Source organism: Dictyobacter sp. Z7_2 (assembly GCF_057551105.1).
This window is the reverse complement of sequence record NZ_BAAJPE010000001.1, coordinates 3248427-3261107: the sequence shown is the minus strand read 5'-3', so window position 1 is coordinate 3261107 and position 12681 is coordinate 3248427. Positions and strand designations below refer to the sequence as shown.

Below are 12681 nucleotides of genomic sequence, written 5' to 3'. Positions count from 1 at the left end.
TCGAAGCATGAAATATGGCATTTTGCTGCCCCAAGGCTTAATGATGGATCTGGCTAGCATAAAAGATCCGATTGAAGCTTATGAAGCAATGACCCGCACTGCCCAGGCCGCCGATGAGTCAGGCTATCATTCGATCTGGCTCGTTGATCACTTACATACCATCCCTCCATCACAGGAATTTAACTTTGAGTGCTGGACCACCACGGCTGCCCTGGCCCGCGATACCAAACGCGTGCGCATCGGCCAGGCAGTGACCTGTAACGGCTATCGGAGTCCTGCCCTGCTAGCGAAAATGGCCAGCACCGTTGATGTTCTCTCGCATGGGCGCTTGGATTTTGGTATTGGCGCCGGGTGGTATGAGCATGAGTATCGTGCCTATGGTTATGATTATCCCACTGCCCCCGAACGTCTACGTATGTTGCGTGAAGCTGTCCAGGTTATCCGGGCGATGTGGACGCAGGAAGAGGCAGTTTTTGAGGGCAAATACTACCAGATCCATGGAGCGATCAATCAACCAAAGGGCGTACAGCAACCTCACATCCCAATGCTGATCGGTGGCAGCGGCGAGAAGGTCACGCTTAAGCTAGTCGCGCAGTATGGCGATGCCTGTGACATCTCTGGCGATCTTGCCACACTGAAGAGCAAATTTGCTATTCTCAAAGAGCACTGTGCGACAGTAGGACGCGATTACAATGCCATCACTCGGACAGCAAGAACAGTCTGCATTATTGCTGATAGCGATGAGGAAGCTTTAGCCAGAACACCCGAATTTATAAAAACTCTCTTTGGTAACGCCCTGGACTCTGTGCTGATCGGCAGCCTGGACACTATTCGTCAACGCATTGCTGACTACGAAGCTATCGGTGTGCAAGAATTGAGGATCATCTTTCCGGATGTGCTCCAGTTGAACTCGATCCGCCAGTTTGCTAGCGAATTCATCATCGCATAAACGGTAATGTGTGACTTGATTTCAGACACCACTTCTTTTGTGCCAAGCTAGTCATATACATGAAGTAAGCAATTTCTTTTGGTCATCTGGCAGCCTGTAACTTTGTAAGCTTGCAGGCTGCCGAGCACAGGAACAATAGTACATGCAAGACATCATCCCTTATCAGCATTAGCGGAGAAGATCAATTAATGGTCATCCAGCAATCCGGTACTGATCGCACACTGACGCAAATAGGATTAGCACCATCGTTAGCTCACATCAACTCACATCCACAAGCAAGCAATTTCTAGAATAGGTGAGCTCTTTGGGATATACTTCATATTGTCTCTTAAATGACCCTCAAGCAATGTTTTCAACGGAAGAGGAGCCTCACCAGGGCTAAACGCATTGCTCATTCGAACAAGAACAGGTAGCTCTCTGGCAACGGTAGAAAAGAAGGAATAGTATGAAGATCAGGCCATTTCAGATCGAAAGATTTTTCGCACGCTACGAATTCCACGCTCCATATCTCCTCTCCAGTTCCGACTGTGAAGCGCTCTCCATTCAGCAACTCCTCGATCTAGAAGAGGGGGCTGCCGAACAATTTCAGCAGCACTGGCTAGGCTACACGGAATCACAAGGATCACCCGAGCTACGCAAAGCAATCACGACACTCTATCAATCCATTGATGCAGAGCAGATCTTAGTCCACGCTGGAGCGGAAGAAGCAATTTTTACTTTCATGAATGCTGTTCTGGACAAAGGCGACCACATCATCGTCCATTTCCCCTGTTATCAATCGCTTTCCGAAGTTGCAAACGCCATTGGCTGTGAGATCACACATTGGGAGACGCATGAAGAAGATGGCTGGGAGCTTGATCTCGCCAGCTTACGACAAAGCATCAAAGGAAATACCAGAGCGATCATCATTAACTGCCCCCATAATCCAACCGGCTACCTGATGAGTCGAGCCAAGCAGCAACAGATCATCGAGATTGCCAGAGAGCATCAACTCATCATTTTCTCCGACGAAGTATATCGCGGATTGGAGCAGCATCCAGAGGACGCGCTCCCGGCCGCATGTGATCTTTACGAGCATGCGGTATCATTGGGAGTCATGTCAAAGACGTTCGGCTTGCCAGGATTGCGCATTGGCTGGATTGCCACGCGTGATCAAGAGATCCAGGACTCCATGGCAGCATTCAAAGATTATCTCACCATCTGTAACAGCGCCCCCAGCGAGTTTCTAGCAACCGTAGCCTTGCGCCATAAAGAGCAAATAATCGCCCGTAATCAGCAAATCATTAAAGAGAATATGGAAATACTCATCCCATTCTTCACAACGTATCAGCATCTGTTCAACTGGATCGTCCCGAAAGCAGGCTCCATCGCCTTCCCAGCGCTTCGCTTTGATCAAGATGTTGAACAATTTTGCACTGATCTGGTACAAAAGCAGGGCGTCTTGCTTCTGCCAGGTACCTGTTACAATTTTGGGTATAAGCATTTCAGAATCGGCTTTGGTCGAAAAAATATGCCAGAATGCCTAGAAAGATTAGAAATGTATGTTCGTTCTACCCATCTCTAACAGTACGGAGTGTAACCTGGTTTGCGTCTCGATCGTCCACGCGTGATCATGACCCACCTGCAATATACGTGTAGTCAACGCACGTTGATAGAGCAAGGCTGCCTCAGAAATATTGCCTTGCATATACTGAAAATCTGCAAAATCGTGCAGAAGCGCTGCTGTCTCCAGGTGCTCAGATCCTAATACTTCTTCTCGTAGACGAATGGCCCGCTGAAAAAATACGTCCGCCTCTTTCAGTTGTCCTTGCTGGGCAGAAAGCAGGGCTAATCCATGGAAGGGATACGCCAAATTGATATGTTCCGAGCCGAGAAGTTTTTCCCAAAGCTGCAAGGCTTGTCTTTCAAGCGCTTCTGCCTTTTGATATTGTTTACGTTTTGCCGCAACAAGAGCTAACCAATGGAGCGCATACCCGCTTTCAGGATGTTCTATCTCAGTCTGTGCATAAATGTGAAGAGCACGCTGACACATCTGCTCCGTATGTTCCTCCAACCCTTGCTCATAAGAGAGAGTTGCTAAATTAAGAAGAACCAACGCAACTAATAAGTGATCTGGCCCTAAATGCCGCTCACGAATAGATAAAGCTCGTTGAAGTAGTGGCTCGGCTTGCTCATACGCTCCCATATACCAATACAGAAGTCCCAGGCCATTGAGGACAAATGCGACCTCAAGATTGTCTGGCCCCAGGCGCTGCTCAAGCAGGCGGAGAGCTCTCAGGAAGAGTACCTCGGCCTGCCTGTACTTGCCCTGCGCTCGGTAGAGAGCGCCCAGGTTGTTGAGGGCAAACGACATACTGGGGCCCTCGGCCCCCTCCTCATGCTCAAATATATGCAATGCACGCTGAAACAGTGACTCAGCCTCACTATGCCTTCCTTGCAAGAGATAGTTCATCGCCAGATCATTGAGCGATGCTGCAACTTCAAGGTGATCTACTCCCAGATGCTGCTCACGAATGTGCAAGGCTCGCAAATGAAGCAAGCCGGCCTGCTCATAGTTTCCCTGGCGGTAATGGACGAGTGCCAGATGGTGAAGTGATAGGGCAGTGCTAGGATGATCAGAGCCCAGATGCCGCTCACGAAGCTGAAGCGCACGTTGCAAAAGTGGTTCCGCAAGACTATGCAGTGCTCGCTCTTCTAAATAGATGCCAGTGCAGTCAAGAAGATCCAATGCTTCGTCAAAGAGCAATTGATACTGCTGGATCCATCTATCACATGCCTGAGCTTGTTCCAGATAACGCAGACAGAGAGGCCAGGAAGAGTTATCATTCAGCTGGACGTCGGGAAAGAGGTGTTGTACCGCTAGAACAACGCTTCTCGCCCACTGCTGTTGCTCCTCAGGCAAGAGAGATTCCATTTGCACAACCTGTACCAGACGATGAATACTTAATTGCCGTTCTCTGGTATGGCGATGAATCAGGGAAAACCCGAGCAGGGCCTCTAACATTTCGTCAAAGCGCAAGGGATCGGTCACGGCCTGCTGTAAGATTGGAGTCCAGAAAGGGGCACCATCGACGAAGAGTTCTTCGGGAATGTGATCAGGAGCTAGAAAGGCACAGAGTTGGAGGCACTGTGCAGCTGCGGGATGATGCTGTTCGAGATACTGAAATGAAAGTGACCATGTGGTCGCCACGGAGTTCGGGTAGGACGTCGTGTGTCTGCCGCGACGTGCAAGCAACTCCCGTCGATGTTGATGATAGAGGTGCAGATAGTGGGAGAGGCTGCATCCAATTTCTTCAATGTAAGCTCCCGCCTGATCAATAGCGAGTGGAAACTGTCCCAACTCCATGACAATATTGCTCGCCTCATTGATATCATCATCAGAGGTCTGATCCAAGCGATGAGCTCGACGTAATAAGAACTGTGTCCCTTCCAAAAGACCCATTGTATCCACTTCCAGGGAGACTCCAAAGTTACCAACGGCACTGGCACGTGTGGTGAGCAATAGGTCACCATGTCCACGTGTAGGAAAATAGGGGGTTGCTATCTCAATCGTATCGGCATTATCGAACACTATCAACCAGGGTTCTTCACATTTTTCCAGCCAACGAATCACCAGCTTTGCTAGCTTCCGTTCATCTTGTTCACCTTGCTGGTCAAAATCGGGGAGCAGCGTCGACAACTCAGCAAAACTGGTGAGAATGGTTTCCTCGCTGACTGCACTGATCCAGCATATATGGATATACCGTTCCTCTTGCAGACAACGGTAGGCGTACTCAATAGCAATCTGGGTCTTACCAATACCTCCTAATCCTTTGATGACCTGCGCCTGGGTAAGAGCAGCCTGACGAATTGGTTGCTGCGATGTCCTGGAGGCGAACTGTTTATCCAGAGCAGCAAGAAGATCTTCACGTCCAGTAAACAGTGGATTGCGTGCGTAAGGCACAGTCCAGATGTGCATGTGTGGTGGTAAACTTTTGGCAGGGGCGGTGGGCGAGGTCGCAGATGGAATATTGGCTGGTAATGAGGAAGCCTCCTCGAGAAAGCCTAATTCATGAGGACTCAAAGCAAAGAGGGTACACAGTTTGGTACGATAATAGAGGCTGGGTTGGTGTGTGCCCCGTTCCCAACGCTGGATAGAGAGCACGGTAGTTCCGATATGATCAGCGAGATCTTTCTGACGCCAGTTCCGCTGCATACGTTTTTGACGTAGATACTCGTTTCTAGGCATATTTCTCCTTTTATTGATTCAGGGGGAATTTCTCCTCAAATGTGCCCGTACGAGAAAAATAAATGATGGATACACTCTTTTTTCCTTTGGTATCCTACCATACACTTTACCATGATGCAAGTAAGTACTTACCTACTTATTTGTAAATTTCTATAGTAAAACTCTTCCACAAAGTTTGATAGCATAGCTTTTTCGCTTTGTTTCTCTCCTTTTCCTCTTAAAACAACAACTGGTCCAATATTTTGATCGATGAATGATCGGTGAGTGATAGGTGATGATCTCTAAGAAAATGATGATAATAGATATACTTTTTACAGAAGCACTGATGGTGTTGAGTGAGAGACTCAAAAAGCCGGTGTTTCTCTCTGTTTACATACACATGACAAGCACAGTCAAATAGTATGAACATGCTTGCATGTCTATTGACAATTTTCGTCGTTAACAGAAAGGGATTTTTTCTCATGGATTCAGACACAATTGCCACAAACATAACTGACTCGGGATCGCAATCAAACGGTCCGACTGTCATCCTCGTTCACGGCGCATTTGCCGACGCCGCAAGTTGGGCTGAAGTCACAGAACGCCTGGTAGCTGCCGGAATACCAGTACGAGCGATCGTCAATCCCCTGCGTGGACTGCACTCAGACGCCGCATACGTAGCGAGCGTCATCAACCAGACACCTGGCCCGGTGCTTGCTGTTGGTCACTCATACGGAGGTGCAGTTATCACAAACGCTGTCACTGCCACCAAGAACGTTGTGGGGCTCGTCTACGTTGCCGCCTTCGCTCCCGATGAAGGCGAATCTCTTGCTGATATCGTAGGCCGCTCGAAGGACAGCGTTCTCACTTCTGCCGTCCAAGGAAGTCAATATCCAACGGGGCAGGGTTCGGAGACCGCTACTGAGCTACTCATAGATGCCGCCAGGTTCCGCGACGTGTTCACCGCCGATCTGCCCCAGTTACAGTCCGATGTCTTGGGTCTCTCCCAGCGGCCCATTGCCGCCGCAGCTCTTGCAGAGAAAAGCGGTCCGCCAGCATGGAAGAACAACCTGCCAGTCTGGTCCGCAGTCGGCACCGCAGATAAGGCCGCTGGCAGTGATGTCGTGCGGGCCATGGCTCAACGCGCTGGTGCCGATATCACCGAGATCGAAGGCTCACACGTTATCATGATCTCCCGACCCGACGCCGTCATCGACGTTATTCTCAAGGCACTCAAGCACGTATCCTAACCTGGACACCGGAACCCCACCATTACCCGTGAGAGGAACCTTGTGGCGCTATCAAGGTTCCTCTCACGGCCCGAACTGCAAGAAGATCATTCACTCATATTCTCTCACAAAGGCAAGGGGAAAGGAGCATTAATGGAAACATCTTCAGAAACCGCCAGGCGTATCCTGCATGCATTCTTGGATCTTGCCGCAGAAAGGGGAATCGTCGCCACAACCACAAGCCTCGTTGCCAAAGCAGCCGGAGTAAATGAGGTGACCATCTTTCGTCTTTTCAAAAATAAAGAGGGGCTTATCCATGCAGTCTATCAACATGCCTCGCTTGAGCCTCGCATTACAGAGTACTCACAGGCACTCGCTCTTGGAGCCTCTCATTCTGCACAAGCTATTGCAGAGTTGATCGCATGTCTGATGTTTTTATATGAGTGTTTCTCCGAGCATCCTCAATTATGGCTCGTTGGGATAAGCGAATTTTGGCATTTCCCCAACCTCTATCATGAGCTCGACCTCCATTTCCATGCAGCTCATCTTCTTATTGAGCAAGCATTATCTCAGGCGTCGCATCTATTTCGTTTGGAAGTGGATTATGCAGGCACAGCGCTCAGCCTGTTCGGACTGCTCTTCACAATCATCTCCTGGCGATATCGAGGCTGGCTCATACTGGCAGATGAAGAAATCAAACACATGCTATCAAGAGCTGTTCACCTCTTACTCTAATCAGACCAGTTATAATTACGACATGTATCGACATCGTAATCGAGAAAAGCCGAAAAACTATCCGCTGCCAGACCTGACACGGCGAGAGCTTGTTCGCGCTCACTCAAGCTTGCAAAGCTAATCGAACCGAGATACACAACCTTTGCTCCCGGGAGCCAGAGCAATACTTCGAGCGAACAATTTTGTGGCATCAGATGAGATCGGTCATTCTGGGTTGGATAGGCAACGTTGATGCACCAGCATCAATATGAAAGATACTACCCGTCATCTGGGTTGACTCATTGGAGGCAAGATATATCACCGCATAGGCCGTATCTTCAGGTGTTTGGTGCCGTCCTAAGGGTAACATTTTCCCTTCCCGCAGGAGTTCCTCTTCGCTGATGCCCAGACTTTGCTGCAAGGCCAGTTCTCCCTCGCTCAGCACCCATCCAGGAATAAGGTAGTTGGCACGAATCCTGTCTGCTGCATACGCCCCTGCCAGGGTGCGTGTCAGTGCGAGGAGTCCTCCTTTCGCCGCAGCGTAGGCAACGAGACTCTCATGCCCTTGAATACCGTGGAGCGATCCAATATTGATGATACTACCACCTCCCGCTTCACGCATGCGAGGGACAGCAGACTTGCAGCAAAAGAAAGCGCCTCGCAAATTGAGAGCCAGGACACGATCCCATAAGTCAGATGAGGTTTCTTCAAGGGTTGCACGGGGATACCAACCAACATTATTGACCAGCACATCAAGTCGTCCGTAGCGATGTACAGCGCTCTCGATCAACGTGGTACAATCCTTCTCTTCCATCACATCTACTCTTTGGAAAATCGCCTCGCCTCCAGCTTCACGAATAGCAGCGGCGGCGGCTTGTCCGGCAAGCTCCTGGATATCTCCGATGATTACGCGCGCCCCCTCTTGCGCCAGCATCTGGGCACATGCTCGTCCAATCCCTTGAGCCGCACCGGTAACAATGGCCACTTTGCCCTGCACTCTTTGTACCATTCTTTTCCTCCGATATCTCCCCTTTTTGGATGGATCGTCGTCTCTAACCCGTAGCCAAAATAGTTCCATGTATCAAGCGATGCGGGATCTATTACAGCTTGAGTGAAACAATGTTTGCTTGTTTCACTCAAGCTATGTGAGAGCTGATTACTTTTCGCTCAGGCGCTGCAAGATTTTACAATAAGCCACGGGACCTCGTCGGAAACTACTCAGGCGAAAGAACTCATTTGGAGAATGGAACATCTCGTCTGGCAGACCAAAGGCAAAGCCCACGGTATAGACTCCCAGGTAATTAAGAAAGAGCTCGCACACAGGGATGCTGCCACCAGTCCGCGAATGATAGGGAGCTACGCCATAGATCTCAGTCAACACATCGGCGGCCGCCAGGCTTCCCCAATGATCGTCAGGAATCCGATAGGGTCTGGCAGTGCCGGGCTGAGGCCGGACCGTCACACGCACGCCAGGCTGGACATGCTTCTCAATATGAGCAGTCAGAAGCTTGGCAATAGTAGCAGGGTCCTGATCGGCAACCAGGCGACAGGTAATCTTTGCGTGTGCCTCATTAGGCAAGACAGTCTTGACACCTTCCCCCTGGAAGCCACCCCAAATACCATTGACCTCCAACGTCGGGCGAGCCGCCAGATGCTCTTGCGATGTATAACCCGGCTCAGAGATCAGAGCATTGACACCGAGATTATCCATTTGAGCCTGAGCATCGAATGGAATCAGCGCGATCGCCGCACGATCTTCGGCAGAGAGCGGCACCACATCATCATAAAAGCCCTCAACAAGAATCTTATTATCGGGGCTACGAAAAGAGTCGAGTATATATGTCAGGGCATGGATAGGATTAGTCACGGCCCCACCAAACATCCCCGAATGCAAATCAGCATTGGCCCCTTGCACATCGATCTGCACCCCCACCAATCCCTTACACGCGATCATCAGCTCAGGATGATCCTCGCTATACTGACCGCCATCGGAACTAAGCACCAGATCACAAGAAAACAAATCTTTATACTTCGCAATAAAAGGCGGCAGATGCGGGCTCCCTATCTCCTCTTGCCCCTCAAAAAAGAACTTCACATTGATAGGTAATGCTCCCTCTTCTTTAAGCAGCGCCTCGACGGCCAGAATAGGAGTAAACATATTTCCTTTATCATCTGACGCCCCACGAGCATAGACCCGATCCTCAATAATCACAGGCTCAAATGGAGGGCTATTCCACAGCGCCAGTGGATCAACGGGTTGCGTATCAAAGTGCCCATAGATCAACACCGTTGGCTTTCCAGGAGCATGTAACCATTCTCCATAGACAACCGGATGCCCCTCAGTTGGTAAAATCTCCACCTTCTCCACACCAGCAGTCGTCAGGCGATCTGCAACCCATTGAGCAGCTTGTTGTACAGCAGCAGCATGCTCAGGTATCGAAGAGATACTCGCAATGCTCAAAAACTGTAGCAACTCATCCTGGTATTGAGGCTGATGCTCTTCAAGATACGTCTCCCATGTCATAACGTCACAACTCCAATTCTAGCAAAGGCGAGGACGACACACGCTCGTTATAACAGCGATGCATGCCTTTCTCTATGACAAAGTTCCTATTAGACTATACGGATTAGCTAACAACATTTCTCACTGAAAGGCAAACGAAGAACTATGTTTAGACAAATCCATCACATAGCTCTTCGCTTATCCAGATACCGACAAAGACCCGACTAGAAGCCCTGACGAAGCCCCTCCTCAATCCACGTCACATGCTGTGCCTCATGTTGAGCATTGGCAACGAACATATCTCCGACCGTCCTATTTGCCCCAAAGGGTCCACCAGCAGGTGCAGCCAATTGCTCATCAGTAAACTGTTCCAGCAGTGCAAGTGTCTGTTGACGCGCCTCTGCCAGATCTGCAAAGAGCTTTTCTACACTATCATCGTGATGAGCATTCACATAGGTTTGATTATCCTGATTGCGCCAGGCAACCATCTCCTCACGGCTCATCGACCCCAACTTGCCAAGCAGAGTCGTATCGCCCTCAAGGGTACCACGCATCAGTGCCTGAATCCCATATTCATTGGGAGTAAGATGCGCGAGATGATCCTTGATTCTCCAAGGGGCTTCACCAGCAACCCCACTCGCAGTACATGGATTCTCAATAGTTTCTGGAGTAAATTGCTGAAAATATGTAATGATCTCTTTTTGCGACTCCGCAAGAGCATCTTGAATTTCTTGACGTGTTGGCATTGTACTCTCCTCAAAAATTTATATACAACCTGATTATACAGCCTGATTAAGCAGCACAATCAGCCCATCCACCTGCTCATCCGTAAGCAAGCCAAAGGAGACAAGCTTCACAAGCGGCAGACTCATCGCCGCTTCAAGTTGGCTATTGACATCGGCCTCCGAGCCCAGATCCTGTGAAGCAATCACAGCGTGCATCACAGCGGCAGATGACGGATAGGCAAAGAGTTCTTTGAGCGTCAGCCACTTATTGAAGGTTGGTATGATTGGAGCAGTAGTGACAGAGACCTGAGTACGTTGTACAATTTGCGTGCTCGACTGACCAAGCAGGAGCTCAAAATCGCCAGCTTCGACGCGCCATCCAGGTAACGAGACATCATAGAAAGCAAAATTGCGCGGCTCCAGAGTGAGTACAACATCTTTCTCTTCGCCTGGTTCCAGAGAAACCTTGGCAAACGCTTTGAGCTCTTTGACGGGTCTGACAACGCTCGCCTCCAGATCACGTACATAAAGCTGGACAATTTCTTTACCTGCTCGGGAGCCCGTATTACGCACGCGTACGGTGACATCCAGGGTCTCCTGATCAGTGATGGATGTCTGACTGAGCCGAACGTTCGCATACTCGAACGTGGTATAGGAGAGTCCAAAGCCAAAGGGAAAGAGAGGTGTCACCTTTTTCTGATCATAATAGCGATATCCAACAAACAGGCCCTCGCCGTAGCGTACCTGCCCGAATTCACCTGGATAATTCAGATAGGCTGGAGTATCTTCCAATCGGTATGCGAACGTCTCAGTCAATTTGGCCGATGGATTGACCTTACCGAGCAGTACATCGGCGACGGCACCACCAGACGCCTGACCACCGAGACCGGCCTCCAGCACAGCCTTAGGACTATCAATCCAGGGCATAGTGAGCGCCGATCCATTACAAAGTACAACGACCGTATGCGGCTGAACACGGGTGACTTCCTCGATCAAACGATTGTGTGCTTCAGACATATGCAGATGTGTCCGATCAAAGCCCTCGGACTCTTCTTTATCAGTCAAGCCAGCAAAGATAATGGCAATCTCAGCAGCTTGAGCAGCCCCTACAGCCTCCTGCACAAGAGCCTGGCTCAAACTATGATCCTCAGCATATCCTTCAGAGAAGGTCAGGGATATTTTATCGCCGAGCAGGATTTGCAACTCATCGAAGGCATTATCCAATTGCAGCGGATTAACTCTCGCACTGCCTGCTCCCTGATAGCGGGGGTATTTAGCAAAGCGCCCGATGATTGCGATTGACCCAACGCTCTCCGCCTGTAGCGGTAGAAGATCAGCTTGATTTTTGAGGAGAATAATAGATTCTGCGGCGGCTCTGCGTGCCAGTTGATGATGCGCATCCTGATCGAAGGTTGCATCTGGCTGTCGGCCTGCTGATCCCTGAAAGATCAGACGCAGAACACGGCCAGCGGCCTCATCGAGTGCAGCAACAGATAAAGAGCCATCCTCAACGCGTTGGACAAGTTTCTCGCTATGATTTCCGGACCTACCAGGCATCTCTAGATTCAGCCCGGCAGATAAAGCACTCACCTTATCATTAACCGCGCCCCAATCGGAGACCACAAGACCATCATAGCCCCATTCCGACCTTAAAATCTGGCGCAACAGTTCTGGATGCTCACAAGCATAGGTACCATTAACTTTGTTATACGAGCCCATCACGGTCCAGGGATGGGCTTTTTTGATCACGTGCTCGAAGGCAGATAAATAGATCTCATGTAGAGTGCGTGGATCAACCTCGGAGCTGATCGTCATCCGTTCAAACTCCTGATTATTACAGGCGAAGTGTTTCAGAGAGGTTCCCACACCCTTGCTCTGCACCCCCTGAACGAAAGCCACCCCCATTGCACCCGACAGCATTGGATCTTCCGAATAATATTCGAAGCACCGCCCGCCAAGCGGGGTACGTTTAATATTGATACCAGGACCCAGCAACACCTGCACATCATGTGCCAGACATTCTTCCGCCAGAGCTTCCCCAATCTGCTCAACCAGCGCGGTATCCCAGGAGGAGGATAAGGCTTCGGCGGCAGGAAAGCAGGTCGCAGGATACGAATTCTCAGCTAATGCATTATCCTCTAACGGCTTACGCAGTCCACTGGGACCGTCATTGACAGCGATTCCAGAAATACCCAGGCGCTCAACCCCATAGGTATGCCAGAAACCATCGCCAATAGTTAACTGAGCTTTTTCCGCCAGCGTCATCTGATCAAGCAATGCTTGGATATGTGGTTCCATCTTGTGCTCCTCCACTATGAGATTACAACAATGGACACATTGTATGACCTGATCCT

10 protein-coding genes are annotated in these 12681 nt (G+C 49.9%); 4 read left to right on the top strand and 6 right to left on the bottom strand.

The features are described 5' to 3' along the window. The first annotated feature begins 7 nt into the window (after positions 1-7). Both AC27N8_RS12895 and AC27N8_RS12890 read left to right on the top strand, forming a co-directional pair. A complete protein-coding gene (locus AC27N8_RS12895) occupies positions 8-949 on the top strand; it encodes an LLM class F420-dependent oxidoreductase (RefSeq protein WP_487067596.1) in 942 nt (313 codons plus the stop codon). 445 nt (positions 950-1394) lie between these two features. After that, a complete protein-coding gene (locus AC27N8_RS12890) occupies positions 1395-2513 on the top strand; it encodes an aminotransferase class I/II-fold pyridoxal phosphate-dependent enzyme (RefSeq protein WP_487067594.1) in 1119 nt (372 codons plus the stop codon). On the opposite strand, the gene fxsT is transcribed toward AC27N8_RS12890, so the two are convergent. Continuing rightward, complete coding sequence (gene fxsT, locus AC27N8_RS12885; RefSeq protein WP_487067592.1) at positions 2481-5177, bottom strand: FxSxx-COOH system tetratricopeptide repeat protein; 2697 nt, start codon at positions 5175-5177, stop codon at positions 2481-2483. The genes AC27N8_RS12890 and fxsT overlap by 33 nt on opposite strands. A gap of 461 nt (positions 5178-5638) precedes the next feature. Here fxsT and AC27N8_RS12880 point away from each other — a divergent pair, with 461 nt between their 5' ends. Both AC27N8_RS12880 and AC27N8_RS12875 read left to right on the top strand, forming a co-directional pair. Further along, positions 5639-6406 (top strand): alpha/beta fold hydrolase, encoded by a 768-nt coding sequence (locus AC27N8_RS12880; RefSeq protein ID WP_487067590.1) that lies wholly within the window; start codon positions 5639-5641, stop codon positions 6404-6406. A 132-nt stretch (positions 6407-6538) separates the two neighbouring features. Beyond that, a complete protein-coding gene (locus AC27N8_RS12875) occupies positions 6539-7120 on the top strand; it encodes a TetR/AcrR family transcriptional regulator (protein ID WP_487067588.1) in 582 nt (193 codons plus the stop codon). Here AC27N8_RS12875 and AC27N8_RS12870 read toward each other — a convergent pair. The 5 genes from AC27N8_RS12870 to AC27N8_RS12850 all read right to left on the bottom strand — a co-directional run bounded on the left by AC27N8_RS12870 (position 7117) and on the right by AC27N8_RS12850 (position 12625). Next, positions 7117-7311, bottom strand: a complete 195-nt coding sequence (locus AC27N8_RS12870; protein ID WP_487067586.1) for a hypothetical protein — start codon at positions 7309-7311, stop codon at positions 7117-7119. The two genes, AC27N8_RS12875 and AC27N8_RS12870, sit on opposite strands and share 4 nt — an antisense overlap. Beyond that, positions 7311-8108 carry an SDR family NAD(P)-dependent oxidoreductase gene (locus tag AC27N8_RS12865; protein WP_487067584.1) on the bottom strand — a complete coding sequence of 266 codons (798 nt, stop codon included), beginning with the start codon at positions 8106-8108 and terminating at the stop codon, positions 7311-7313. The genes AC27N8_RS12870 and AC27N8_RS12865 overlap by 1 nt, the downstream gene beginning before the upstream one ends. Before the next feature lie 147 nt (positions 8109-8255). Continuing rightward, positions 8256-9623 (bottom strand): dipeptidase, encoded by a 1368-nt coding sequence (locus AC27N8_RS12860; protein WP_487067582.1) that lies wholly within the window; start codon positions 9621-9623, stop codon positions 8256-8258. Positions 9624-9826: 203 nt separating this feature from the next. Continuing rightward, the gene (locus AC27N8_RS12855) at positions 9827-10348 is read right to left on the bottom strand and encodes a DinB family protein (protein WP_487067580.1); all 522 of its coding nucleotides are present in this window, start codon (positions 10346-10348) and stop codon (positions 9827-9829) included. A 33-nt stretch (positions 10349-10381) separates the two neighbouring features. Then, the gene (locus tag AC27N8_RS12850; protein WP_487067578.1) at positions 10382-12625 is read right to left on the bottom strand and encodes a glycoside hydrolase family 3 C-terminal domain-containing protein; all 2244 of its coding nucleotides are present in this window, start codon (positions 12623-12625) and stop codon (positions 10382-10384) included. Positions 12626-12681 lie beyond the last annotated feature (56 nt).

Coding starts and splice junctions, on each gene's coding strand:
- AC27N8_RS12895 (WP_487067596.1), top strand. CDS start 8: ATGAAATATGGCATTTTGCTGCCCCAAGGCTTAATGATGGATCTGGCT.
- AC27N8_RS12890 (WP_487067594.1), top strand. CDS start 1,395: ATGAAGATCAGGCCATTTCAGATCGAAAGATTTTTCGCACGCTACGAA.
- fxsT (WP_487067592.1), bottom strand. CDS start 5,177: ATGCCTAGAAACGAGTATCTACGTCAAAAACGTATGCAGCGGAACTGG.
- AC27N8_RS12880 (WP_487067590.1), top strand. CDS start 5,639: ATGGATTCAGACACAATTGCCACAAACATAACTGACTCGGGATCGCAA.
- AC27N8_RS12875 (WP_487067588.1), top strand. CDS start 6,539: ATGGAAACATCTTCAGAAACCGCCAGGCGTATCCTGCATGCATTCTTG.
- AC27N8_RS12870 (WP_487067586.1), bottom strand. CDS start 7,311: ATGCCACAAAATTGTTCGCTCGAAGTATTGCTCTGGCTCCCGGGAGCA.
- AC27N8_RS12865 (WP_487067584.1), bottom strand. CDS start 8,108: ATGGTACAAAGAGTGCAGGGCAAAGTGGCCATTGTTACCGGTGCGGCT.
- AC27N8_RS12860 (WP_487067582.1), bottom strand. CDS start 9,623: ATGACATGGGAGACGTATCTTGAAGAGCATCAGCCTCAATACCAGGAT.
- AC27N8_RS12855 (WP_487067580.1), bottom strand. CDS start 10,348: ATGCCAACACGTCAAGAAATTCAAGATGCTCTTGCGGAGTCGCAAAAA.
- AC27N8_RS12850 (WP_487067578.1), bottom strand. CDS start 12,625: ATGGAACCACATATCCAAGCATTGCTTGATCAGATGACGCTGGCGGAA.